The organism is Pseudomonas sp. EYE_354 (genome assembly GCF_023148575.1).
GTDB lineage: Bacteria > Pseudomonadota > Gammaproteobacteria > Pseudomonadales > Pseudomonadaceae > Aquipseudomonas.
In genome coordinates, this window is the sequence record NZ_JAHXNQ010000006.1 from 205,643 (window position 1) to 229,911 (window position 24,269).

Genomic DNA, 24,269 nt, shown 5'->3' on the forward strand with positions numbered 1-24,269 from the left:
TTCAGCGTGGCTGCGCGGTCAGCAATCGCTCCAGGTTCGCCACGGGCAACGGCCGGCTGAACAGATACCCTTGCATCTGGTCGCAGCCGGCCTCTTTCAGAAAGGCCAGTTGCGCCTGCGTTTCGACGCCCTCGGCCACCGCTCGCAACTTCAAGCTATGGGCCAGCTCAATGATTGTGCGGGTGATCGCCGCATCCTGAGGGTTGGTGGTGACTTCGCGGATAAACGCGATATCGATTTTCAGCGTATCCAGGGGAAAGCGGCGCAGGTAGGCCAGGCTTGAATAGCCCGTGCCAAAGTCGTCGATGGCGATCTTCACGCCCATGGCCCGCAGGCGTTGCAGGCTGGCAATGGTGCGCTGGGTGTTGTCCATCAGTGAGCCTTCGGTCAGCTCCACCTCCAGCCAATGCGCCTCGACCCCGGTTTTGGCGAGGATGCGCGCAATATCGGCAATCAAGTCGCCCTCGATCAGTTGCTGGCCGGAGACGTTGACCGCCACCTCCACTGCACCGACATCACTGCGCTGCCAGGCGGCGATTTGCTGGCAAACCCGCTCGATGACCCAGCGCCCCACGGGCACGATCAACCCCAGGTTTTCCAACACCGGCACGAACACCGCGGGCGAGACCGCGCCATAACCGGGTCGGTCCCAGCGCAACAGGGCTTCCACAGCACATACCTTGCCGTTGGCCACTTCGACCTTGGGCTGGTAATGCAGGGTGAATGCCTGGTGTTTAATGGCGTCGCGCAGGTCGTTCTCCAAGTCGAGGCGGGCCAGGTCGTGCACCGTCAATTGAGGATTGTCGCTGGGCTTTTTCAACTGATCGCCATGGGCCTTGAGCCGCAGCAGGTTGCGCACCCGCAGCCATAATTCAACCCGCTCCACCGGTTTGCTGATGAACTCTTCGGCGCCGGTTTCCAGGCCGCTGACCCGCGCGGTCGGCTCGCTCAATGCTGAAAGCATGATGATCGGAATGCTCGCCGTGACCGGATTGCCCTTGAGCTGGCTGGCCACTTCATAGCCGTCCATGCCGGGCATCATGATGTCCAGCAGGATCAGGTCCGGCGGTTGCTCGGCCACCAACCGCAAGGCCTCTTCACCGCAGCCGGCGCTCAGGGTCAGGTAGCCCTCGTGCTGCAACAGGGTTTCCAACAGCTTGCGAACCTGGGGTTCGTCATCAACGATCAATAGCGTTGCGGGTGGGCTGGCCATGGAGAGGACTCATGATAGAGGTGTGTTGGGCGGGTTCAGCAGGGTATCGATCACCTGGTACAACTCTTTGTAGCGCAGGGGTTTGCTCACATACGCGTCGCACCCGGCGAGCCGGGCTTTTTCCCGGTCCTCCTTCATGGCCATGGCGGTGAGGGCAATCACCGGGATCTGCGCGGTGTGCGGGTCTTGCTTGAGCAGGCGGGTGGCAGCCAGGCCGTCCATGCCTGGCAATTGGATATCCATCAGGATCAACGCCGGCTGCTGTTCACGGGCCAGGGTCAGGCCGCTTTCGGCATCCGCCGCCCAGACCACGCTGTGGCCGGCGTTGACCAGCAGCAGGCGCGCCAGGCGCATGTTCGCTTCGTTGTCTTCGACGATCAGGATGTTGGCCATGGGGCCTCCACATTCGCGCGATGCAGGGGTAACCACACCACAAAACGCGCGCCCAGTCCTTCGCGACTCGCCACGGCAACACTGCCGCCGTGCAGGTCGACAAGCTGCTTGACCATCGCCAGGCCCAGGCCGGTGCCTTCGAATTTGCGTGCCAGGCTGCTGTCGATCTGGCTGAAGGCCTTGAACAGCTTGCCCATGTCATCCGGGGCAATCCCGATGCCGGTGTCGCTGACGCTCAGTTCAAGAAATTGCTGGTGCGCGCTGGGTTGCAGGACAAAGCGATGCACCGGCCAGTCACCGGCGATCTGGCCGACCTGATCGCGGCCGACCTCGCGCACCGCCAGGCTGACGTCGCTGCCGTGCTCGCTGAACTTCACCGCGTTGGCCAGCAGGTTGTAGACGATCTGCTTGGTCTTGCGCAGATCCAGCACCAGCGTCCCCAGGTCGACCGGGCTGTCCAGCTTGAGCTGGATGCGCTGCAGGGCCGCTTTTTCGCGCACGATCAGCAGGCTGTTGGCCAATAACCCGGCCAGTTCCACGGGTTCCAGCTCCAGGTCCATCATCCCGGCCTCGACCTTGGACAGGTCAAGGATGTCGTTGATCAGCGACAGCAGGTGCTGGCCGCTGGTGAAGATGTCACCGATGTATTCGCGCTGAGTGTCGCTCATGTCGCCCACCAGCCCGTCTTTCAATGCCTCGGAAAAGCCGATCACTGCATTCAGTGGTGTGCGCAGTTCGTGGGACATGGTGGCGAGGAACTCGGACTTCATATGGTTGGCGTGTTCGAGCTCCAGGTTTTTTTCTTCCAGGGCTCGCTCGAAGCCTTTGCGTTCGGCCTCTTCCTGCTTGCGTGCGGTGTTGTCGGTGCCGATCAGCAGGTAGCCGATGATGGTGTCATTGCGGTTGCGCAGCGCAGTCACCGAGACCATGGCCGACAGGCGACTGCCGTCCTTACGGATGTAGGTCAGCTCGTAGATGTCTTCGATCCCGCGCGAGGCTTTGAATACCAGCGCTTCGAAACCGGGGGTGATGGGGGTGTCGAGTTCCTGGCTGAGGGCGGCGGCGCGGGTGATCAGCTCGGCGGGGTCGGAAATGTCGGCGGGCGTGATGCGGTTGACCACGTCGGCGGCGGCGTAACCAAGCATGCGTTCGGCGCCGACATTGAAGATCTGAATCACGCCTTTTTCGTCGGTGGCAATGCTGGAAAAGTACGCACTGTTAAAGATGGCGTCTTGCAGCGCACCGGTCTTGAGCAGGGTTTTCTGGCGTTTGAACTCGACGATTTTTTCCGCGCGTGACTGCGGCAGTAAGGGCGGGGGAGTGTCCATCGCTTGTGCGTTCCATGGGGTTCAGGCCCGCCGTCGTCGTCAGGCGAGGGCGCAGAGCATGCTCACACAAAGTCGCTCGAAGGCGACGGGGAGGACATGAAGTGCCCTGACAATAGCAGATACCACGCACGGTGCGGTGTCGCTGCACTCAATTGGATGGGCAGAAATTCAACAGGGCGGCAGAGCGCCGCCCTTGACAGGTGCGTCAGGTACTCAATCGATAACTTCGGGGGAGACCATCCAGACGCTGCACGGCATCTTGTACAGCAGCGATTCGGCGGTGCTGCCCAGCATGCGCTCGAGGCCGTGATGGCCGACGCGGCCCATGACGATAACGTCGACGTTGTAAGCATCGGCATAGCTGGACAGCACACGGGCCGGGCTGCCGAGGATCATGTGACGCTGTTCGGGCGGGATGCCGTTGCGCGCCGCGAGGTCGTCGAAAGTCTTGCCTTGCTCGTCGAACAGCAGCTTGGCGGCCTGTGAAGAGAAAAACCCCGCACCACTGCCTAAGCCATACTCCTTGGCGCTCAGGTCGGACAAGTCGTGGGCATACACCACTTCTACTTCGGCATCGCACGCGATGGCCAGTTTTGTCGCTTCATGCAGGATACGGTCGTTCAACCCCTCGTAGCGGCCGTCGCGATGAAACGGGTCGACCGCCGCGACGATTTTGCGCGGCAACGCATGTTTGACCTGACGCACAAAATGCAGCGGCACCGGGCATTCGCGCAACAGGTGCACGTCCAGCGGCGTAAATACCAGGCGCGACAGCCACGATTCCTGCTCCAGGGCCTTGATCACCAGGTCCATGGGTTCTTCCTTGAGGCGCAGCAGCAACTCCTTGAGCGGGTGTTCGACCCACGCGACTTCGGTGGTGACCGTCAGCCCGAGCTTGCGCAACGGCCTGGCCTGGTCCTCCAGCCATTGGTGGTGGCGCTCCACGTACCCCAGGCGCATCTGCTCCAATGCCTGCTCGTTCACCAGGCCCGCGGTTGCCAGGCCATCGAGGTAGTCGAAGGCCAGGATATGCAGCGCGGCGCCTTCGGCTTTCGCCAGGGCGGCGGCTCTTTCCAGGGCGGGGCTGTGTTCCATCAACGGTGAAACCAATAAAAGGAAACGTGCTTGAGCAGACATGCTGATCTCCCGTGGCGACGAAGGGGTTTGGGCCGTGACGCCTCTGGTTGATCATCGCCCCAGGCGCCTTGCCGGAATTGACCTGCATCAAGGGGCGCGCGGGGGGGGAGCCGCCGGGCGACGGTCGGTCGAGCGGTGCGGCGCGTCGTTGACCATGATCAACACGTATCGCGCCGTTGCGGTGCAGTCTGGTAACCCACCGCACACTTGCGCGTAATAGGGGCACAGCATGACGCAAACCCTGGGCATTGCCGGCGCCGCCGCGGCGCTGGGCATCGGCATGCTGGTGGGGCTGGAGCGTGAGCGCCATAAAGGCGAGGGCGAACACCGCGCGTTTGCCGGTTTGCGTACCTATTCCATCACCGGTTTGCTGGGCTATGTCACCCAACAAGTCGGCGGTGCGCTGTTGCTTGGGCTGATCGCGCTGTGCCTGGCCGTGCTGGTGAGTACGGCTTACTGGAAGCGTCAGGACAAAGACCCAGGCATCACCAGTGAAGTCGCCTTGTTGACTGTCCTGGTGCTGGGCGCTCTGTGTGCCGCGTCGCCTGCGCTGGCGACGGCGATTGGCGTGGTGATGGCCGGTTTGCTGGTCTACCGCCAGAAACTGCACGATTTCGCCCGCAGCCAATTGACCGATGCAGAAATGCGCGACGGCCTGTTGCTGCTGGTTGTGGCGTTGGTGGTGCTGCCATTGGCACCGGATCGATTTATCGGCCCTTACGAGGCGGTGAACCCGCGCACCATCTGCACGTTGACGGTGATGTTGATGGCAGTAGGCGCGGTGGGGCACGTGGCGGAACGCATTCTGGGCCCCCGTTACGGGTATGCCATCGGGGCCATCGCTTCGGGGTTTGCGTCCAGTACCGTGACCATCGCCGCCATGGGGCATAGGGCGCTCAAAGAGCCGGACCACCTGCGAACCCTGGCGGCAGCCGCCATTCTGTCGAACCTGGCAACGATGACCCAGGCCGCTTTGATTCTGGGCGCCGTGGAGCCTGCATTACTGCGCCAATTGGCCTGGCCGCTGCTGGCGGGCCTGGCTGCCACCGCACTGTATGCGCTGGGTGTGATGCTGCGAGCGCGCACCGCGCCCACCGGCCAGCCGGTTCAGGTTGGCGGCGCGTTCGACCTCAAGTTGGCCTTGATCATGGTGTTGACACTGACGGGCATTGGCGTTGTGTCGTCGGTGATGCTCTATCACTTCGGCCAAATGGGGGTCATTGTCAGCGCCACCCTGGCTGGCTTCGCCGATGCCCATGCCTCGACCGCCTCGATTGCAGCGCTGGCCAGCAGCGGCCAGTTGACGCTGGTTGCCGCGTCCACCCCCGTGTTGCTGGCCATCAGTTGCAACGCGTTGAGCAAATGCTTGGTGGCCTGGGTCACCGGCGGCCGGCGTTTTGCGGCCTACGTGATCCCTGGACAGTTGCTGCTGACCGGGGCGATGTGGCTGGGAACCGTGGCCGCGTGACGGCTGCGCCTACGGCGCATCACCGGGGATATCCAGGGTGGCCCTGCAGCCTCCGGATGCCTGATTTTCCAGGTGTATCCGGCCCCCCAGACGTTGGGCGATGGTTTGCACGATGGTCAGGCCCAGGCCGGCGCCCTGGGCATTGCCGCGGCTGTAGAACCGTTCGAACAGCCGGTCGCGCTCGTTCTCGTCAATGCCGGGGCCCTGGTCGTCCACGGTCAGCGCGAAGCGGTTGGCGTGTTTGCGCAAGCCCACCGTGATTACGCCGTGCTCCGGTGAAAAGTTGGCCGCGTTGGTCACAAGGTTAGTCAGGGCGATATTGATCGCCACCGCATCGGTACTCACGGCATAGGCGGCGTCGTCCACGTCGAACACCAGTTCAAGGCCTTTGCTCAGCAGCCAGGGTGTCAGTTGAATCAGCGTTTCGCGCACTGCCGCCGCCAGGTCGATGGCCTGCACAGGCAGATGCTCGTCGCTGGGCTCCAGGCGCGCCATGGTCAGCAACTGATTGACCAGGCGGCTGGTGCGGTCGACGCCGCTGATCAAAAAGGCCAGGGATTCACGCCGTTCGGTCTCGGTACCGGCTTCCAGCAGGTTTTGCGCATGCACCCGCAGCACCGCCAGGGGCGTGCGCATTTCATGGGCGGCGTCGGCGATAAAGCGCCGTTCACGGCCGACCATGTCCTGGATTTGCGCCAGCATGCGGTTCAACGCCGCCTGCATCGGCTCCAGCTCCGTGGGCAGGGGCGTGAGTTGCATCGGCTCCAGCGAGCCGGAGTGGCGGGCGCGCAGGGTGGCGGCCATATCGGCCAGAGGCTTGAGGCCCCAGCCGATGGCCAGCCACACCAATGCGGCCAGGATCAGGCTGCCCAACACGTTGGGCCACAGGGTATGGCGCACGATGCGGCCCACCAGATCAGAGCGCACGTCGTCACGTTCACCCACCCAGATACGCAGGCCATTGTCCTTGTCCTTGAGCACGAAACCGCGCCATTGGCGACCGCTGACATCCTCGACGTTGCCGAACCCGGCAGTCTCGGGAGGCGCCGCAAGCGCTGGCGCGCTGCTGGTAAACACCAGGCGCTCGCCCTGGGGGTTCCATACCTGGAAGGCAATTTTGCTTTCGTAAGGATGCCCGTCCAGCTTAGGCACGGCGTTGCCCAAGGCCTTGTTAAACGCGCGATACAGCTCGGCCTGGTCTTTGCCGCCCAGCGGCATGCTCATCACGCCCTGCAACAGCCGCGCGTTCTGCGCCAATTGCGCGTCGTAGACTTCGGCGATTTCGTGGTTGCTGTCGTGCAGGTTGAGCCAACTGATCACCAGCAGGCCGGTCAGCATCAGGCCGATGATCAGGGTCAGGGTGCGCCGCCGGATCGAGGTCATCCACGCTCCTCCACCAGGTAGCCCACCCCGCGCACGGTGCGGATCAACTCGCTGGAAAATTTCTTGCGCAGGTGGTGAATATGCACCTCCAGGGTGTTGCTTTCCGCCTCTTCGTTCCAGCCGTAAAGCAACTGCATCAACTGATCGCGGGTCATCACGCGGCCGGGCGGGGAGAGCAGTTCGTGCAGCAACTGGTATTCCTTAGGGGTCAGCACCACGGGTTGGTTGTGGTAGGTGACCTGTTGCGTGCTGGGGTCCAGGCAGATGCCGGCGTGTTCGATCAGCACCCGCGCGCGCCCGGCGCTGCGCCGCAGCAGCGCGCGCAGGCGGGCTTTGAGTTCCGACAGGTCGAAGGGTTTGATCAGGTAATCGTCGGCGCCGGCATCCAGCCCGGCGATGCGGTCTTCGGTGGCGTCCCGTGCAGTGAGGATCAACACCGGCACAACGGCGCCGCTGTCGCGCAGGCGGCGCAATACCTCCAGTCCGTCCATGCGTGGCAGGCCCAGGTCGAGCACCACCACATCGAAGGTTTCGCTGAGCAAGGCGTGCAAGGCACTGCTGCCGTCCTGCAGCCAGTCGACGGTGTAGCCCTCACGCACCAGCGCCTGCTGGATGCCTTCCCCCAGCGCCACATCATCCTCGATCAGTAATAGGCGCACATGGACTCCTGTCAGTTGAGTTTTTGATTGACCTGGGCCAACAGGTCGGTGATCTCTTTGCGGCGCCCGGCATCGGCAGTTTCGCGCCCCGGCCGTGGTGCGGCGAGCAGGGCCTTTTGCAGGGCGTCACGCGCTTCGGCGTAGCGCTTTTGCCGGTACAGGTGATCGCCCCAGAAGTACAGACTATCAATGCCCGTCGGGTTGAGTTGCAAGGCCTGTTTGAGCAACGCATCGGCCTTGTCCGCATCGCCAAAGCCGATGGGCCAGCCGGGCACGCGGTCGTACAGCGCCGCCAGGCTGGTATACGCCGAACCCTGCAGGGCCTTGGGATCCAGGGCCAGCGCTGTTTCGAGGTCGGCCTTGGCCGCCTTGACCTTGCTCAATGCCCCAAGCCCGCCCTGGGCGCCGGCCCAACTGCTGGTGACGATACCGGACCAGATCCACGCTTCGGCGGCCTGGGGGCGCTGCGTGGTAAGCGCCGTGGTCTGGCTGGCGAGCTGTTCGAAGGCTTTGGAACGTTGTTCCTCAGGCAGGTTGTATTGGATGTGTGCCCAACGGGTCTGGATTTCGGTCAGGCGTTGCTGGTCGGCGGCGTCCATTGCCCAGGTCAGAGGGCTCAACAGGGTGAACAGCAGGGCGGCAAAAAGTCGTTTCATGGGATGGGGTCCTTATCGATAGGTGTGTGACTCAAGCGCCGAATCAGTGGCAGTTGTTTGCTCAAACTACGGTCCACCAGGTTTGGCAGCAGGCTGTTGAGGCGCACAAAGAAGCGCTCCGGCCAGCCCAGGTAGAGGTCGCGACGATCCTTGAGGATGGCCTGGATCACCGCCGAGGCGACGGTGTGCGGGTCGTCGACGTTGGACTTGAGCGCGTCGTTCAATGCCTGCGCCGCCGGGCTGTTCATGTGCGTACGCGTTGCCCGTGGCGCTACGTACAACACGCCCACGCGGGTGTCGGCCAGCTCGCGGCGCAGGGCTTCGGAAAACCCGCGCAGTGCAAACTTGGTGGCGCAGTAGGTGGCGTAGCCGGGGTAACCGATGGAGCCGTAGGTGGAGCCCACATTGACCACCATGGCGCTCGGCGCGAGCTTGAGTTGCGGCAGCAACAGCTTGGTCAGGCAGATCGGCGCGGTGATGTTCAACGCCAGCATGCCGCTGATTTCGCTGTCGTCCAGTTGCTCAAGCATCGCGAAGTGGTTGATCCCGGCGGTGTTGATCAGCAGGTTGACGCCACCGATGGCATCGGCCGCCGCCAGCACCTTGCGCCGGTCGGCGAGGAAGGTCAGGTCGGCACTCACCCAGCACAGCTGCTGCGGATACTGCGCGAGCAACACCTCCAACGGGGCGCGATGACGTGCCACCGCCAGCACCTGGGCGCCACTGGCACACAGCACGGCGGCAATCGCCAGGCCGATCCCGCCACTGGCGCCGGTCAGCACCACGCGCGCATCAGACAGGCGCATGTTGCGTCTCCGTGATGCGCGGCAGGGTGCGGAACATGTCGGTGTAGAGCGCATAGACCACCCTTGACGCGTGGATCACGGCGGCCTGGTCGGCCGGGTCATCCAGGCGGTTCATCAAGCCGCGGTAGGTCTGCATATGGCCAATGTCCAGCGAACCGTGGGAGCTGAGGTAGCTGAACGCCGTTTCCGGCAGATGCAGGCGCTCGCGAATGCTACCGGCCGCATGGGTGGCCAGGGCGATGCTGGTGCCTTCCAGCACATTGACCATGCCGAACAGACCGACCGGGTTGTCGCGGGAGATCAGGTCATACAGGTAGCTGACCATCAGCTCGATGGGCAAAGCGGGGCGGCCCTCACGCACCGCGTGGGCGTCGCCACCGCAGGCGGCAATGTCATTGAGCACCCACTGCTCGTGGCCGTACTCCTCCTCAATGTATTCGCAGACCGCCTTGCGCAGCCACTCCAGGCGCGACGGCAGGCGAGCGCCGCAGGCCATCATCAGGGGCACGGTATGGCGAACGTGGTAATAGGCCTGGGCCAGGAAGGCGCGGTAGCTTTCCAGGCTGACCTTGCCCTCCAGCGCATCGCGGATGATGGGCAGGCTGAACAGGGCCTGGCGTTCGTGCTGGGTGGCATCTTGGAGCGTATCGAAAAAGTTCACGATGACATTTCCTCGTTCAAGGCAGGGGCAAGCAGGGTTTGGTAGCGGGCGACGATGGCGTCGCGCCGTGGGCGGCCATTGGCGGTGAGCAAGCCGTTGGCGGCGCTGAAGGGTTGATCCAGACGCGTCCACCGGTGCACGTGCGCGTAGTCGGGCAGGCCGCTGTTGGCCGCGTCCACGGCCGCCTGCAGCTGTGCCTCGGTGCAATCGGCGCGCAGTGGCCAAAGCAGGGCGTGGTTGTGCGGCTGGGCCTCGCCGTAGACAAAGGCCTGGGCAATCACGCCGCTCTGGGTCAGTTCGGCTTCGATCCAGTCCGGGTTGACGTTGCGCCCGTAACTGGTGACGAATTGATGCTTTTTGCGGCCCTTGAGGTAAAGAAACCCATCGGCATCAAAGGCGCCGAGGTCGCCGCTGGGCCACCACTCTCCGGGCGCTTCGGCCTGACCCAGGTAGCCGAGCAGGGTTGAGCCCTTGATCAGCACTTCACCGTCCTCGGCCAGGCAGATCTCAACGTGGGGCAAGGGTTTGCCGACGCTGCCCGGGCGCTGCGCCTCGGGACGATTGAGGCTCACCACCGAGGCGCATTCCGACAGCCCGTAGCCTTCGTAGACCGGCAAGCCGAGTTGTCCGGCGCGGTGCAGCAACGCCTTGGACACCCGCGCGCCGCCAACCGCAGCAAAGCGCAGGCCGTGGGGGCTGAACGCCTTCTGTTCGGCGGCAATCACCAGCATCAGCAGCAATTGCGGGACCAGAATCAGGCTGTGGGGCTGGCGCAGCGCCAGGCAACCGAGCAACTGTGCAGCGTCCACCGCACTGGCGCCCTGGATGCCCAGGCTTTTTTGACTCGGCACACTCAAGGTGGCACCGGCATACAGCGCGGCGTAACACCCCAGGTTTTCCAGGAGGATGGCGATGGGCAGCAGCGCCAGGTGATGGCGTGGATCACTGGCATGACTGGCCTGGTGCAACTCACGCGCGACCCGCAGCACGCTGTCGGCGCTCAGGCACACCCCTTTGGGCGTGCCGGTGGTGCCGGAGGTAAAGGTCAGCTTGGCGGTGCCAGACGGCATTGACGGCCGACCTTCAAACGCGCGGCACCAGAACTCGCCGGTTTTGCGATACCCGCCAGCGTGCAACTCAGCGTCCAAATGAGGCTCGGCGATCACCCGCTCGGCGTGGCTTTGTTCCAGGCAATGGGCACGCTGGGCAGGGCTGAAGAACGGTGGCAAGGTCAGGCAGGTCAGGCCTTCAAACAAAATCGCCAAGTCCCACAAGATGGCGTCGACGCCGTTGTCCAGGGCCAGGGCTACCACCTTTACCCCCTCATCGCGAAGGCGTTCCTGGCGGTAGGTAACTTCGGCAAACAGCGCGGTGTAATTGATTTTCAGCGTGTCGCCCCACAGGGCGACAGCGCCGTCGTTGCGTTCGGCATAGCCACGCAGTACAGCATGGAAACGACGGGTTTCAGGCGACATGGCTAGTGTCCTCTAGAAGCGTGGGCAACCCCAGGCGTGAAAACAGGCCCATGTTGCGCAAATGAACGAAGCCGGCGCGGATATTGCCGACGTGCACCCAGGGCTGGCTCTCGTAATAACTGCCCCAGTGATGGCGCTCGTCGCCCAGGCGCTGCGGGTCGGCGGCGCACAGGGTGACGGGCTTCAAACCCAGACGGTGGAAGCTATTGACCAGACCGACGTTGCCGGTAAACGCCACCCACTCCAGGCCCGCCATGGCCAGCAGCCAGGTAATGGCGATGATGCTCAGGCGCGCGCTGCCGGTATCGCTGGCCGCCAGATTTCCCACTTCGGCAATGGCGCTGCGCTCCACCGCGCGTTCGGCGGCAGCGCTGATCAGTGGCTCGATCGAATGATCCAGGTAGCGCTCCAGAAACAGCGGTTCGGCCCCCGCCAGGCGGACCCCGGCGACGGCGCACAGCTCGCCGTCGACCTGGCTGACGCCGAACAATTGCGGCATGAAGTGCCGGATATCGGCGCCGTGGGCCAGGCGAAAACGTTGCTGGATAAACGCCTCGAAGGCCGGTCGTTCACGGTCATGGGGCAGGGCGCGGGCAAGTTGCAGGGTGGTGCTGTCGGGCTGGCCGAACAGCAGCGGCAAGGGGATGTTCCAATCGATCCGGGGCATGGGTGGTGTGCCTCCCAAGTGAAGTTGGGAGGAGTATCAGCGGCGTTTCTTAACGAAGTCTGAAGGTGGGAAAAGTCGGCGTTATTGTCGATCTTCAGACTGCCTTAAGACTGTGCAGGCAGGTTGGCGCCGACTTTCCCAGGCCGGAAACGGCCTCTACTTCCGCACAAGGTTGCCCTTTCATGAGCGAACATCTGCTGACCCAGCGCTACACACGTCTGTCGATGACCCTGCACTGGCTGATGCTGGCGCTGTTTGTCGGCGTCTACGCCTGTATCGAACTCAAGGGCCTGTTGCCTCGCGGGCACGCGCTCAAGGGGCTGTTGCTGGGCGGCCATGCGCTGTTTGGTCTCGGCATCTTCGCGCTGGTATGGCTGCGTCTGCTGGGCCGCCTCGCGCCGCGCCCGGCCATTTTGCCGCGCCCACCGGCCTGGCAGACCGTCGTGGCGCACCTGATGCACCTGGCGCTGTACGCACTGATGATCGGCACGCCGTTGCTGGCGTGGCTGATGCTCAACGCCGCGGGCAAGCCGGTGCCGTATTTCGAATGGGCGCTGCCGTCGCTGGTGGCGGTAGACCCGGACCACGCCAAGCAACTCAAGCACTGGCATGAGTGGCTGGGCAGTACCGGCTACTGGCTGATTGGCCTGCACGCGGCCGCTGGGTTGTTCCACCATTACTGGGTGCGGGATAACACCCTGACGCGAATGCTGCCAAAACGTTAGAAATGCGAAAGTTACGCTTATAGCGCTGGGTGAAACGTTTCTTCTAGCGACAAACGGGCGACGCAAGCGCTTGCGTAAGCAAATGTATCTGATTAGAGTCGGTGGCAATCGGCTCTTTTTCAAAGGGGGCGAATACAAAAATAATAAAACCAGGAGCTCAGCCATGAGCCTTGAACCCTTGCTTGAGATGCAGGGCATCAGCAAAACCTTTAACGGGTTGCGCGTGCTTAAAAGTGTCGGCCTTAAGGTCTACCCCGGCGAAATCCACGCCTTGATGGGGGAGAACGGTGCCGGCAAATCCACCTTGATGAAAATCCTCTCCGGCGCCTACCAGGCCGACCCCGGCGGCGAAATCCGCATCGACGGTCAAACCGTTCCCACCTTCAACCCCGCCACCGCCAAAGCCCTCGGTATTGCCGTGATCTACCAGGAGCTGAGCCTGTGCCCGAACCTGAGTGTGGCCGAGAACATCTACCTGGGCCGTGAGTTACGCCGTGGCTGGACCATCGACCGTCAAGGCATGAGGGACGGTTGCGTGGAGGTGCTGCAGCGCCTGGGCGCCGAATTCACCCCGGCGACACAGGTCAGCAGCCTGTCGATTGCCGAGCGCCAACTGGTGGAAATCGCCCGCGCCTTGCATGCCCACGCCAAAATCCTGGTGATGGACGAGCCCACCACACCGTTGTCGTCCCGCGAGACCGACCGCCTGTTCGCGCTGATCAAGCAACTGCGCGCCCAGGGCCTGGCGATCATCTATATCAGTCACCGCATGGCCGAGATCTACGAGCTGTCGGACCGGGTGTCGGTGCTGCGCGATGGTCAATACATCGGCGAACTGACCCGCGACGCACTGTCGGCCGAGGTGCTGGTGAAAATGATGGTCGGCCGCGACCTGTCCGGTTTCTACAAAAAGGAACACGCCGCCTATGACCCCGGCGCGGTGGTGATGCGCGTACGCGACATGGCCGACGGCAAGCGCGTGCGCCACTGCAGCTTTGATCTGCACGCCGGTGAAGTACTGGGCATTGCCGGGCTGGTGGGGGCAGGCCGCACCGAGCTGGCGCGGCTGATCTTCGCCGCCGACCCGCGCACCAGCGGCACCCTGGAAGTGGTGGGCAAGACCGTCACCCAACTGCGCACCCCGGCGGACGCGATTCGCGCCGGCGTGGTGTACCTCACCGAAGACCGCAAGGCTCAGGGCCTGTTCCTGGACATGAGCGTCGCCGACAACATCAATGTCTGTGCCTGTGTGCCGGACGCCCATGCCGGCGGCGTGCTCGATCGCGGCCATGGTGCGCAACGCGCGAATGACGCGATCAAGTCACTGTCGATTCGCGTCGCGTCGGGCAAGGTCAATGTCGGTGCGCTGTCCGGCGGCAATCAACAAAAGGTGCTGCTGGCGCGGCTGCTGGAGGTCAAGCCCCACGTGCTGATCCTCGATGAACCCACGCGGGGCGTCGACATCGGTTCCAAGTCCGAGATCTACCGCATCATCAATCAACTGGCGCAAGCGGGGGTGGGGATCGTGGTGATCTCCAGCGAGCTGCCGGAGATCATCGGCACGTGCGACCGCGTGCTGATCATGCGTGAAGGCCAGTTGGTGGCCGAAGTCGGCGGGGCCTCGGGCCACGCTATTTCCCAGGAACGTATTATTGACCTCGCCACCGGTGGCGATCAGGTGGTTGCCAATGGCTGATTCGATGATTGCAACAGTGGGCAAGGCTGAGCGTGCGCGGGCGCTGATGCGCACCGTGGGCATGTTGCCGGTGTTGGTGTTGTTGCTGGTGGGCTTTGCCCTGGCCAGCGAGAACTTCCTGACGGTGCAGAACCTGTCGATCATTACCCAGCAGGCTTCGGTCAACGTGGTGCTGGCGGCGGGCATGACCTTTGTGATTCTCACGGCGGGCATCGACCTGTCGGTGGGGGCCATCCTGGCGGCGTCCGCGGTGGTCGCGTTGCAGGCGTCGATGTCGCCGCAGTTCGGCATGTTCGGGATCGCCGCCGGGATTGGCTTTGGCCTGTTGCTGGGGCTGGTCAACGGCGGCCTGATCGCCTTCATGCGCCTGCCGCCGTTTATCGTCACCCTCGGTGCGCTGACCGCCATGCGCGGCCTGGCGCGCCTGCTGGCCGACGACAAGACCGTGTTCAACCCTGACCTGCCGTTCGCCTTTATCGGCAACGACTCGATTCTGGGGGTGCCATGGCTGGTGGTGATCGCCGTGGCGGTGGTGGCGCTGTCGTGGTTCATCCTGCGGCGCACGGTGATGGGCGTGCAGATCTATTCGGTGGGCGGCAACCCGGAAGCGGCGCGGCTGTCGGGGATCAAGGTGTGGAAGGTGCTGCTGTTCGTCTACGCCATGTCCGGTGCCTTGGCCGGGCTGGGCGCGGTGATGAGCGCCTCGCGCCTGTTTGCCGCCAATGGCCTGCAACTGGGCCAATCCTATGAGCTGGATGCGATCGCCGCGGTGATCCTCGGCGGTACCAGTTTTACCGGCGGCGTCGGCACCATCGGCGGCACGCTGATCGGCGCGCTGATTATCGCGGTGCTCACCAATGGCCTGGTGCTGCTGGGGGTGTCGGATATCTGGCAGTACATCATCAAGGGCATCGTGATCATTGGCGCGGTGGCGCTGGATCGGTATCGCCAGTCCGGTGCGCGCACCTGAGTTCACTCCTACAACAATCACAAGAGAGACCCGCATGAACTTCAAACGAATCGTTCCCGTCATCGCTCTGGCTGCCCTCATGTCCCAAGCGGTTGAGGCCCGTGAGCTCAAAGCCCTGGGCATCAGCATGGGCTCGCTGGGCAACCCTTACTTCGTGACCCTGGCCGACGGCGCCACCGCACGCGCCAAAGCGCTGAACCCCAACGTCAAGGTCACGTCGGTGTCGGCCGACTATGACCTGAGCAAGCAGTTCTCACAGATCGATAACTTCATCTCGTCCAAGGTCGACTTGATTCTGATCAACGCTGTCGACCCGTCCGCCATGGCCTCGGCGATCAAGAAAGCCCGTGACGCCGGTATTGTGGTGGTGGCGGTGGATGTGGACGCCAAGGGCGTGAACGCCACGGTACAGACCGACAATGTCGAAGCCGGCAAACTGGCCTGTCAGTACCTGGTGGACAAACTCTCGGGCAAGGGCAATGTGATTATCCAGAACGGCCCGCAGGTGACCGCCGTGACCGACCGCGTCAAAGGCTGCAAGGCCGCGCTGGCCGGCGCCCCGGATATCAAGGTGCTGTCCGATGATCAGGATGGCAAGGGCTCGCGCGAAGGCGGCCTGAACGTGATGCAGGGTTACCTCACGCGCTTCCCGAAAATCGACGGCCTGTTCGCAATCAACGACCCGCAAGCCATCGGCAGTGACCTGGCGGCCAAGCAACTCAAACGCAGCGGCATCATCATCACCTCGGTGGACGGCGCGCCGGATATCGAGAACGCGCTGAAAACCGACACACAAATCCAGGCCTCCGCCAGCCAGGACCCTTGGTCCATGGCCCAGACCGCAGTGGATGTGGGCAATGACATTCTCAATGACAAAGCCCCGGCCGAAGCCGTTACCCTGCTCACGCCAAAACTGATCACCCGCGACAACGTCGGTACCTACAGCGGCTGGTCGAGTAAACACTGATCTGAAAAGAGGAACAGCGCCGTGGTGACCATGGACGACGTGGCAAGCAGGGCGGGGGTATCGACGTCGACCGTGTCCCACGTGTTGAACGGTACCCGCAAAGTCAGCCCGGCCACGGTGCTGGCGGTACAGCAGGCGATCCAGGCGTTGGGGTACATCCCCAACACCCTGGCGCGCTCGCTGGCCCGTTCGAGCACCAACACCATCGGCGTAGCGATCTCGGCGCTGTCCAACCACTATTTCAGCGAAACCGTGCACGCGATTGAAACCGAGTGCGCCAAACACGGCTACATGATGCTGTTTGTCGACACCCACGACGACCCGGAGCAGGAACTGCGGGTGGTCACGGCGCTGCATCACCGGCGGGTCGACGGAATTGTGCTGGCCCCCTCCAACGGTTCGTTGGCCCTGGAGTATCTGCGCGCCAACGAGATTCCAGCGGTGCTGGTGGATCGGATGATGAGTGAGCAGTTTGATCAGGTCGGAGTGGAGAATGCCCAGGCCACCCAGGCGCTGATTGAACACCTGGTCGTGCACGGGCACCGTCGCATCGGCTTTATTGCCGGGCGCACGGGGTTCAGTACCACGGATGAGCGGGTGGCGGGTTACTGCGCGGCGTTGCACGCGGCGGGGCTCGCCTTCGATCCGCAGTTGCTGGTCAACGGCGGCTCCAACACCGAGCCTGCGCGCCAGGCCACGGTGCAGTTGCTGGGCCTGGCTTCGCCACCCACGGCGATCATGGCCGGCAATAACCTCATGACCCTCGGCGCGATGCACGCCTTGCGTGACGCGCAGCTTGACGTGCCGAGACAAATGGCACTGGTGGGCTTTGATGATTTTGACTGGGCGGATTTTTTCGTGCCGCGCCTGAGCCTGATCGCCCAGCCGGTCAAGGCGCTCGGCGCCCGCGCGGTTGACCTGTTGCTGCAACGTATGGCGTCGCCCAACGCACCGCCCCAGAGCGTGCGCCTCGCGCCGACCCTGCAGTTACGTAACTCCTGTGGCTGTCATTGATTGGAATCACACACGCATGAACAGTCCTGTTTCCCTGGGCATTGACCTGGGCACCTCGGAACTCAAAGCCATCCTGATGGACACCCATGGCCGCGTGCTGGCCCATACCGGGGTGCGCTTGAGCGTGGCTCGCCGCCATAGCGGCTGGTCCGAACAGGCGCCGCAAGAGTGGTGGCAAGCTTGTTTGCAGGCACTTGAAACCCTGCGCGCCCATGAAGCGTTCGCCCGTGTGGCCTGCATCGGCTTGTCCGGGCAAATGCACGGCGCGGTGTTATTGGGCGATGACAACCGCGTGTTGTACCCGGCGATCCTGTGGGACGACTCACGCGCGGTGGCCGAGGCCGAACAGCTCGGTCCAGGCTTTGCCGAGGTCACCGGCAGCCTGCCCATGGCCGGGCTCACCGCGCCCAAGTTGCTGTGGCTGAAACAGCATGAGCCGTTGGTGTTCAATGCGATCGACTGCGTGCTGTCGCCCAAGGACTACCTGCGCTTGCAGCTCAGTGGCGAACGTATCAGCGACATGTCGGACGCCGCCGGCACCCTGTGGCTGGACGTGGCGCAGCGTGAGTGGTTCACCCCGATGCTGCACGCCACGGGCCTCACGCCTGCGCAGATGCCCCGGCTGGTGGAAGGCGGCGCGGCCAGTGCCCGCGTGACCGCGAGCGGGCTGGGTTTGTCGACGCAGGTGGTGATTGCCGGTGGCGGCGGTGACAACCCGGTAGCGGCCGTCGGTATCGGCGCGATAAACGTTGGTGACGGCTTTATTACCTTGGGCACCAGCGCGGCGATTGTCGCGATTACCGACCACGCCGCCGGCAACCCGGGCAGTGCGGTTCATAGTTTCTGCCATGCACTACCCAACCGCTGGTACACCATGGGCGCCATGCTCGCCGGCGCCAGTTGCCTGCGCTGGGTCACACGGCTGACGGGGATGGCGGATGAGCAGACGTTGTTGAATCAGGTACAGGTGCAGTTGCCTATCGGCCAGCCAGTACCTTTGGAAACGCCGTTGTTTTTGCCGTACCTCGCAGGTGAGCGCACCCCTCATAACGATCCTCTACTGCGCGGCGGCTTCATGAACCTGGGCCACGACTGCACACCGGCGATGCTCGGTTACGCGGTGATGGAAGGGGTGGGTTTCGGTTTGCTCGATGCGTTGCGTGCGGTGCAATCGACCGGTGCCGACGTGGGAGCCTGTGCCCTGGTGGGCGGCGGTGCGCGCAGTGCGTATTGGGCGCAGTTGCTGGCGAACATCCTGCAGCGGGAAATCGTCACCTTGCACGGCAGTGAATTGAGCGCGTGCATTGGCGCGGCAAAGTTGGGGTTTGTGGCGCTGGGGCTGGGCGCCGATTTGCTGGCGGCGGGGATGCCGGTCAAGGCCCTGTACAAACCTGACCTGACGCAGCAGCCGGTGTTGGAGGCGCGTTATCGCAAGTTTCAGCGTTTGCTGCCTGCCGCAAAGGCCCTTCACGACTAGGCTCCTGTGGCAAGGGGCCTGTTGTGGTGAGCAGGCTTGTTGTGGAAAGCCCGCTTCCTGTGGCGAGCGGGCTCGCCACAACAGGCGCGATCGTCACAGGAATCGGTTTGTTACGGTTCAGTCGTTGGTCAGCGGTGGCAAGCGTCGCTTCACCGGGGTTTTCTTGACGATGGCGGTGTTGGTTTCGGCATACGCATTGATCCGGTCCAGCAGGCTGTCGAGGTGGTCCATGGTGCGCACATGCAGGCGCGCGATAAAGCAATCGTCGCCGGTGACCTTGTCGCATTCGGTGAATTCAGGGATCGCCTGGATCTGACGTTCCACCTCCTGCAACTGGCCGGGCAGAGGGCGGATGCGCACGATGGCTTGTAACAGGTAGCCAAAATGCCTGGGGTCGATATCGACGGTGTAGTGGGTCAGCACGCCGCGCTCTTCCAGGCGCCGCAGACGCTCCGACACGCTGGGCGAAGACAGCCCGGTAATACCCGCCAATGCCTTGAGAGACAGGCGCGAGTCGTCCATCAGGGCGGCGATCAATTGTTGGTCGATAGTGTCGATCATGTTTTTCGCCTAATAACTAAAGGTGGTTTGCGCTTCTGGCCTTATTTAGTCGCTGGAGCCGCGTCCGAGCAGATTGCCATAATTGCGCCTCACTTGAGGAGTTTCAATCATGGACACATCCATCCGTCGCGGGTCGTGGGAAATGATCGCCGCCATGCTGATCTCGGGCACCATTGGCTGGTTTGTATGGGTGTCGGGCGTGTCAGTGATCGAAGTGGTGTTCTGGCGCTGTGTGATCGGCGGCCTGACGTTGTTGCTGGTGTGCGCGGCGCTGGGTTACCTGCGCCTGGACCTGCTCAGTTGGACCCGACTGGGGTTGGCGATGCTCAGCGGCGTGGCGATTGTCGGTAACTGGCTGCTGCTGTTTGAAGCCTATTCACGCGCATCCATCGCCATCAGCACCGCGGTGTACAACGTGCAGCCGTTCATCCTGGTGATGCTGGCGGCGCTGTTTCTGGGCGAAAAGATCACCGTGCAAAAGCTGGTGTGGCTGAGCGTGGCGTTTCTTGGAATGTTGGCGATCGTCACTGCCCATGGCGGGCAACAAAGCGGTGGCGACGATTACCTGACGGGCATCGCGCTGGCCTTGGGTGCGGCATTTTTGTATGCGGTTGCGGCGCTGATCATCAAGCGTTTGAAGGACGTACCGCCGCATTTGATGGCGTTGATCCAAGTGACGACAGGCGCGTTGCTATTGGCGCCGCTGGTGCCCTGGAATAGCTTGCCGGTCACCACCAACGCCTGGGCGGCGCTGGCCACGCTGGGTGTGGTGCATACCGGACTGATGTATGTGTTGCTGTACGGCGCGATCCAGAAACTGCCGACGGCGTTGACCGGCGCGTTGTCGTTTATCTACCCGATTGCGGCGATCTTCGTCGACTGGATTGCCTTCGGGCATCGCCTGGGCTGGCTGCAATGGTTGGGGGTGGCGGCGATTCTGCTGGCGGCAGCAGGGTTACAGCGGGGCTGGTGGTGGCCCCGCCCGCGCAGCGTCAGTGCGTGCCCTGAAAGATGATGTTCTCCGGGTTGAAGTGCTCCACGGCGCTGCCCGGTTGCGGCAGGCCAAGGATGTGCCCCTTGATCTTGCCCACCACGTGCATTTCGCACGGTTTGCAGTCGAATTTCAGCGTGAGCACTTCATCGCCGTGGATCAACTGCATCGGCGCCACCTTGGTTTTCACCCCGGTCACACCCTTGGCCTGTTTAGGGCAAAGGTTGAAGGAGAATCGCAGGCAGTGCTTGGTGATCATCACCGGCACTTCGCCGGTTTCTTCATGGGCTTCGAACGCCGCGTCGATCAGCTTGACGCCGTGACGGTGGTAAAAATCCCGGGCCTTCTGGTTGTAGACGTTGGCCAGGAACGACAGGTGCGCGTCCGGGTACACCGGCGGCGGCGTGGTCTCGGCCTTGCGCCCGCCGCGTGGGTGCGCGGCAACACGGGCGGCAGTCAGTGCGTCGATCACTTCGCGGCGCAATGCCTTGAGCTGCGAATTAGGCACGAAGAACGCTTGCGGTGCATCCAGCTCGATGTGGGTGGCGTGGTACTCGGTGGTACCCAACTGGCCCAGCAGGTCACGCAAGGTATCGAGCGCCTGTTCCGGCTTGTTGGCCACGCCGAACGGGCCAGGCAGGGTGGTGCCGGCACTGATGCCTTCTTCGCTGGTCGCGGTGATTTCGAGCCGGTCTTCACGCAGGCGCGCGATCCACGACAGGCCAATACGCCGCTCGGAGGAAGTCTTGAGCAGTGCCTGTTGCCAGTTATGGTCCAGGTTGCGGTTCAGCGGGTGATGCGGTCGCAGTTGGTGCAGGCCGGCCGGCATTTCATTCGGCTCGACGCGATAACGGTAGCGCTTCTGTCCGTCTTCTTCGAATTCGCCCTTGGGCTCGGCGATGTTGGCGCGGAACCCCACGACTTCGCGCTTGATCAGCACATTGAGGCCATCGCCGTTGGACAGCGGCTCATGGGTGACCACCAGCAAGTCGCGCTTGCCGGCTTTTTCCACGGTACCCACCGGCAAACCGGTGAACGTTGGGGTGTCGAAGGCGCCGATGTCGATCTTGCGGTCGGTGACGAAGTAGTCGGTGCTGCCCCGGTGGAAGGTTTTTTCCGGATCGGGCAGGAAGAAATGCGCGGTACGGCCGCTGGACGCACGGGCCAGGTCCGGGCGGTCTTCGAGGACGTCGTCGAGGCGCTGGCGGTAATAGGCGGTGATGTTTTTCACATAGCCCATGTCCTTGTAGCGGCCTTCGATCTTGAATGAACGCACGCCGGCTTCGACCAAGGCGCGGATGTTGGCGCTCTGGTTGTTGTCCTTCATCGACAGCAGGTGTTTCTCAAAGGCCACGACGCGGCCCTGGTCATCTTTCAAGGTGTACGGCAGGCGACAGGCCTGGGAGCAGTCGCCACGGTTGGCGCTGCGGCCATTTTGCGCGTGGGAGATATTGCACTGCCCGGAGAACGCCACGCACAGGGCGCCGTGAATAAAGAACTCGATGGCGGCATCGGTCTCGTCGGCGATGGCGCGGATCTCTTGCAGGTTCAGCTCACGGGCCAATACCAGTTGGGAGAAGCCGGCCTGGTCGAGGAACTTGGCGCGGCCCAGGGTACGAATGTCGGTCTGGGTGCTGGCGTGCAGCTCGATGGGCGGAATATCCAGCTCCATCACGCCCAGGTCTTGCACGATCAACGCATCGACACCGGCGTCGTAGAGCTGATGGATCAGCTTGCGCGCAGGTTCCAGCTCGTTGTCGTGCAGGATGGTGTTGATCGTGGTGAAAACGCGCGCATGGTACCGGCGGGCGAATTCGACCAATTGCGCGATATCGCTCACCTCGTTACAGGCGTTATGGCGCGCGCCGAAGCTTGGGCCGCCAATGTACACGGCGTCGGCGCCATGCAGGATAGCCTCGCGCGCGATGGCGACATCGCGGGCAGGGCTGAGCAATTCCAGGTGATGCTTGGGCAAGGACATAGTTTTTTTAGTCAGGCTTGTCACGCTCGAGGCGCGCATTGTAGCCGTGAATTGCCTGACCGGCACCTTCTCAGGCCTGGGCGGCCATCGCGGTAACTTCCACCCGCATCCCCTCTACGGCCAACGCCGCCACGCCAACCGCCGCACGCACGGGCCACGGCTTGGCAAAGAAGCGTTTGTAAACCTCGTTGAACGCCGCTCGATCAGCCATATCGGTCAGATAAATGGTCAGGTGCATCACCCGGTCCATGCTGCTGCCAGCTTTTTCCAAGGCGACTTTCAGCGCTTGCAGGGTGCACTCGCTTTGCGCGGTGATGTCGCCCAGTTCCAGGCTGCCGTCGGCGCGGGTGGGGATCTGGGTGGAGACCAGGATGCCGTTGAAACCGATCACATCGGAGGAGATGGAATCGGCATCCGGATCAGGGGTGTAGTGCAGGTCGTGGTTGGCCATGGGCGCCTCTCGAATGGGCTGGATCGCAAAGGCGGCCATGGTCCACGAAAACTTCGGCAGGGGCAAACACGCATGGCATTTTTTGACGCCAGAAAATAATTATTTTTGCCGCGTAAAGTCGCGCATTGCGCAGCCGACAGCTAGGTTAACACTAGGTTCTCCGCTCGGCTGAGGGTACGTCATGTTCAACACCACACTCAAAACAGAACTGGCGGCCAGGACGGCCGAAGCCACCGAATATAAAGGACTGATTTCAGCACTCGAACGCTCAATGGCGGTGGTTGAATTTGACCTGAACGGCAAAGTACTGCGTGCCAACGATAATTTCCTGAAAACCCTGGGTTACAGTCGTGAGCAACTGCTCGGCAAATCCCATCGCGAGTTTTGCTTGCCCTCGCTGACCAGCAGCCCGGCCTATGGCGAGTTCTGGAGCGAACTCAAATCCGGCAAGTTTGTGTCGGGTACTTTCAAACGCGTGGACTCACAAGGCCGCACCATCTGGCTGGAGGCCAGCTACAACCCGGTGCTGGATGAGCGCGGCCAGGTGCTGAAAGTGGTGAAATACGCGCTGGACATCACCCGTAAAGTCGAGCAGGAAGCCGCGATCCACAGCAAACTCGTGGCCCTGGATCGCGCGATGGCAGTGATCGAGTTCGATTTGAGCGGCCAGGTACTCGATGCCAACCCCAACTTCCAGAACGTGATGGGCTATTCGCTGGCCGAGCTCAAAGGCAAGCACCACCGTCTGTTTTGTGAACCGGCGCTGATCAACAGCAGTGAATACGCCGACTTCTGGCGGCGCTTGAACAATGGCGAGTTCTTTACCGGCCAATTCAAGCGCCTTGGTAAACACGGTCGGGTGGTGTGGCTCGAAGCCAGTTACAACCCGGTGTACGACGGCGACGGCAAGCTGGTCAAAATCGTCAAATTCGCCAGCGACATCACTGAACGCGTGGAGAAGTTCGAGGAAGACTCACGCGGCGCATCGCGGGCCTACCATATTTCTTCCGAGACAGAACGGTTTGCCGAGCACGGCACCCAAGTGATCCAGGAAACCGCCACAGAGATGCGCCGGATTGCCGAGAACATCGGCGCTTCGGCGCGCCTGGTCGGGCAGTTGGGTGATCGTTCCGAACAAATCACCGCCATCGTCAACACCATTCGCGGCATCGCCGACCAGACCAACCTGCTGGCGCTCAATGCGGCCATCGAAGCGGCGCGGGCGGGTGATCAAGGGCGTGGGTTTGCGGTCGTGGCCGACGAAGTGCGCCAGTTGGCGGGACGCACCAGCCGCTCGACGGCGGAAATTGCCGAGATGATCAGCATGATCCTGTCGGAGACGCGGGACGCGGTGGCAAGCATGAGCGCCACTCAGGAAGGCGCGCAGCGCGGCGTGAACCTGGCGGATCAGGCCGGTTCAGTGATCCTGCAAATCCGCACCAGCACCAGTGATGCGGTGCAGGCGGTGAGTATGTTTGCGTCCAAGCTGGATGAATCCGAGGTGATTCCCAAGACCGCGGTAGGCTGGGTGGGGTAGCCCGCGGTTGACCGTCCGTTGGGATCGAGGGGCACCCCTACGATCCCAGCGGG

General features: G+C 62.8%; 23 protein-coding genes. 9 read left to right on the top strand and 14 right to left on the bottom strand.

Annotation, left to right across the window (positions count from 1 at the left end):
- Window position 1: 1 nt before the first annotated feature.
- The 4 genes from KZX66_RS10710 to KZX66_RS10725 all read right to left on the bottom strand — a co-directional run bounded on the left by KZX66_RS10710 (window position 2) and on the right by KZX66_RS10725 (window position 4,071).
- Entirely contained in the window at window positions 2-1,213 is a 1,212-nt protein-coding gene (locus tag KZX66_RS10710) for an EAL domain-containing response regulator (RefSeq protein ID WP_248079196.1), read from the bottom strand.
- A 9-nt stretch (window positions 1,214-1,222) separates the two neighbouring features.
- Window positions 1,223-1,606 carry a response regulator gene (locus KZX66_RS10715; protein ID WP_248079199.1) on the bottom strand — a complete coding sequence of 128 codons (384 nt, stop codon included), beginning with the start codon at window positions 1,604-1,606 and terminating at the stop codon, window positions 1,223-1,225.
- Window positions 1,591-2,934: a PAS domain-containing sensor histidine kinase gene (locus KZX66_RS10720; protein WP_248079202.1), complete on the bottom strand. Its 1,344-nt coding sequence runs from the start codon at window positions 2,932-2,934 to the stop codon at window positions 1,591-1,593. Before KZX66_RS10720 ends, KZX66_RS10715 begins: the two co-directional genes overlap by 16 nt.
- Window positions 2,935-3,147: 213 nt before the next feature.
- Window positions 3,148-4,071, bottom strand: coding sequence for a universal stress protein (locus KZX66_RS10725; RefSeq protein WP_248079205.1), 924 nt, complete (start codon window positions 4,069-4,071; stop codon window positions 3,148-3,150).
- A 229-nt stretch (window positions 4,072-4,300) separates the two neighbouring features.
- Here KZX66_RS10725 and KZX66_RS10730 point away from each other — a divergent pair, with 229 nt between their 5' ends.
- Window positions 4,301-5,539 carry an MgtC/SapB family protein gene (locus tag KZX66_RS10730; RefSeq protein ID WP_017530653.1) on the top strand — a complete coding sequence of 413 codons (1,239 nt, stop codon included), beginning with the start codon at window positions 4,301-4,303 and terminating at the stop codon, window positions 5,537-5,539.
- Between the two features lie 9 nt (window positions 5,540-5,548).
- On the opposite strand, the gene KZX66_RS10735 is transcribed toward KZX66_RS10730, so the two are convergent.
- Genes KZX66_RS10735 through KZX66_RS10765 form a run of 7 tightly spaced genes read right to left on the bottom strand, consistent with a single transcriptional unit; the run spans window position 5,549 to window position 11,846 of the window.
- Window positions 5,549-6,922: an ATP-binding protein gene (locus KZX66_RS10735; protein WP_248079206.1), complete on the bottom strand. Its 1,374-nt coding sequence runs from the start codon at window positions 6,920-6,922 to the stop codon at window positions 5,549-5,551.
- Window positions 6,919-7,581: a response regulator gene (locus tag KZX66_RS10740; RefSeq protein ID WP_248079208.1), complete on the bottom strand. Its 663-nt coding sequence runs from the start codon at window positions 7,579-7,581 to the stop codon at window positions 6,919-6,921. Before KZX66_RS10740 ends, KZX66_RS10735 begins: the two co-directional genes overlap by 4 nt.
- Window positions 7,582-7,592: 11 nt before the next feature.
- The gene (locus KZX66_RS10745; protein WP_017530656.1) at window positions 7,593-8,237 is read right to left on the bottom strand and encodes a tetratricopeptide repeat protein; all 645 of its coding nucleotides are present in this window, start codon (window positions 8,235-8,237) and stop codon (window positions 7,593-7,595) included.
- Window positions 8,234-9,043, bottom strand: coding sequence for an SDR family oxidoreductase (locus KZX66_RS10750; protein ID WP_248079210.1), 810 nt, complete (start codon window positions 9,041-9,043; stop codon window positions 8,234-8,236). The genes KZX66_RS10745 and KZX66_RS10750 overlap by 4 nt, the downstream gene beginning before the upstream one ends.
- Window positions 9,030-9,704 carry an iron-containing redox enzyme family protein gene (locus KZX66_RS10755; protein WP_248079212.1) on the bottom strand — a complete coding sequence of 225 codons (675 nt, stop codon included), beginning with the start codon at window positions 9,702-9,704 and terminating at the stop codon, window positions 9,030-9,032. Before KZX66_RS10755 ends, KZX66_RS10750 begins: the two co-directional genes overlap by 14 nt.
- Entirely contained in the window at window positions 9,701-11,179 is a 1,479-nt protein-coding gene (locus tag KZX66_RS10760) for an AMP-binding protein (protein ID WP_248079214.1), read from the bottom strand. Before KZX66_RS10760 ends, KZX66_RS10755 begins: the two co-directional genes overlap by 4 nt.
- Window positions 11,169-11,846, bottom strand: a complete 678-nt coding sequence (locus tag KZX66_RS10765; RefSeq protein WP_248079215.1) for a thermostable hemolysin — start codon at window positions 11,844-11,846, stop codon at window positions 11,169-11,171. The genes KZX66_RS10760 and KZX66_RS10765 overlap by 11 nt, the downstream gene beginning before the upstream one ends.
- 182 nt (window positions 11,847-12,028) lie before the next feature.
- Between KZX66_RS10765 and KZX66_RS10770 the strand changes: the two genes are divergently transcribed.
- The 6 genes from KZX66_RS10770 (at window position 12,029) to xylB (ending at window position 18,695) form a co-directional block, all read left to right on the top strand.
- Window positions 12,029-12,571 (top strand): cytochrome b, encoded by a 543-nt coding sequence (locus KZX66_RS10770; RefSeq protein ID WP_065879092.1) that lies wholly within the window; start codon window positions 12,029-12,031, stop codon window positions 12,569-12,571.
- 163 nt (window positions 12,572-12,734) lie between these two features.
- Window positions 12,735-14,267 (top strand): sugar ABC transporter ATP-binding protein, encoded by a 1,533-nt coding sequence (locus KZX66_RS10775; protein ID WP_248079217.1) that lies wholly within the window; start codon window positions 12,735-12,737, stop codon window positions 14,265-14,267.
- Window positions 14,260-15,237: a ribose ABC transporter permease gene (locus tag KZX66_RS10780; protein WP_248079219.1), complete on the top strand. Its 978-nt coding sequence runs from the start codon at window positions 14,260-14,262 to the stop codon at window positions 15,235-15,237. Before KZX66_RS10775 ends, KZX66_RS10780 begins: the two co-directional genes overlap by 8 nt.
- A 34-nt stretch (window positions 15,238-15,271) precedes the next feature.
- Window positions 15,272-16,204 carry an ABC transporter substrate-binding protein gene (locus tag KZX66_RS10785; protein ID WP_248079221.1) on the top strand — a complete coding sequence of 311 codons (933 nt, stop codon included), beginning with the start codon at window positions 15,272-15,274 and terminating at the stop codon, window positions 16,202-16,204.
- A 21-nt stretch (window positions 16,205-16,225) separates the two neighbouring features.
- On the top strand, window positions 16,226-17,218 hold the full coding sequence (locus KZX66_RS10790; protein WP_248079223.1) for a LacI family DNA-binding transcriptional regulator: 993 nt from the start codon (window positions 16,226-16,228) through the stop codon (window positions 17,216-17,218).
- 16 nt (window positions 17,219-17,234) lie between these two features.
- Window positions 17,235-18,695 (top strand): xylulokinase, encoded by a 1,461-nt coding sequence (gene xylB / locus KZX66_RS10795; RefSeq protein WP_248079225.1) that lies wholly within the window; start codon window positions 17,235-17,237, stop codon window positions 18,693-18,695.
- Window positions 18,696-18,812: 117 nt separating this feature from the next.
- Here xylB and KZX66_RS10800 read toward each other — a convergent pair whose 3' ends face one another.
- Complete coding sequence (locus KZX66_RS10800) at window positions 18,813-19,256, bottom strand: Lrp/AsnC family transcriptional regulator (protein ID WP_248079227.1); 444 nt, start codon at window positions 19,254-19,256, stop codon at window positions 18,813-18,815.
- A 109-nt stretch (window positions 19,257-19,365) separates the two neighbouring features.
- Here KZX66_RS10800 and KZX66_RS10805 point away from each other — a divergent pair, with 109 nt between their 5' ends.
- Window positions 19,366-20,271, top strand: a complete 906-nt coding sequence (locus KZX66_RS10805; protein WP_248079229.1) for a DMT family transporter — start codon at window positions 19,366-19,368, stop codon at window positions 20,269-20,271.
- Here KZX66_RS10805 and KZX66_RS10810 read toward each other — a convergent pair.
- Together KZX66_RS10810 and KZX66_RS10815 are read right to left on the bottom strand one after the other, a co-directional pair.
- Complete coding sequence (locus KZX66_RS10810) at window positions 20,249-22,228, bottom strand: U32 family peptidase (protein WP_248079231.1); 1,980 nt, start codon at window positions 22,226-22,228, stop codon at window positions 20,249-20,251. The two genes, KZX66_RS10805 and KZX66_RS10810, sit on opposite strands and share 23 nt — an antisense overlap.
- Window positions 22,229-22,298: 70 nt before the next feature.
- Window positions 22,299-22,679: a RidA family protein gene (locus KZX66_RS10815; RefSeq protein ID WP_248079233.1), complete on the bottom strand. Its 381-nt coding sequence runs from the start codon at window positions 22,677-22,679 to the stop codon at window positions 22,299-22,301.
- Window positions 22,680-22,860: 181 nt separating this feature from the next.
- On the opposite strand from KZX66_RS10815, the gene KZX66_RS26385 reads away from it, so the two are divergent.
- Window positions 22,861-24,216, top strand: coding sequence for a PAS domain-containing methyl-accepting chemotaxis protein (locus KZX66_RS26385; protein ID WP_282445893.1), 1,356 nt, complete (start codon window positions 22,861-22,863; stop codon window positions 24,214-24,216).
- Window positions 24,217-24,269: the final 53 nt, after the last annotated feature.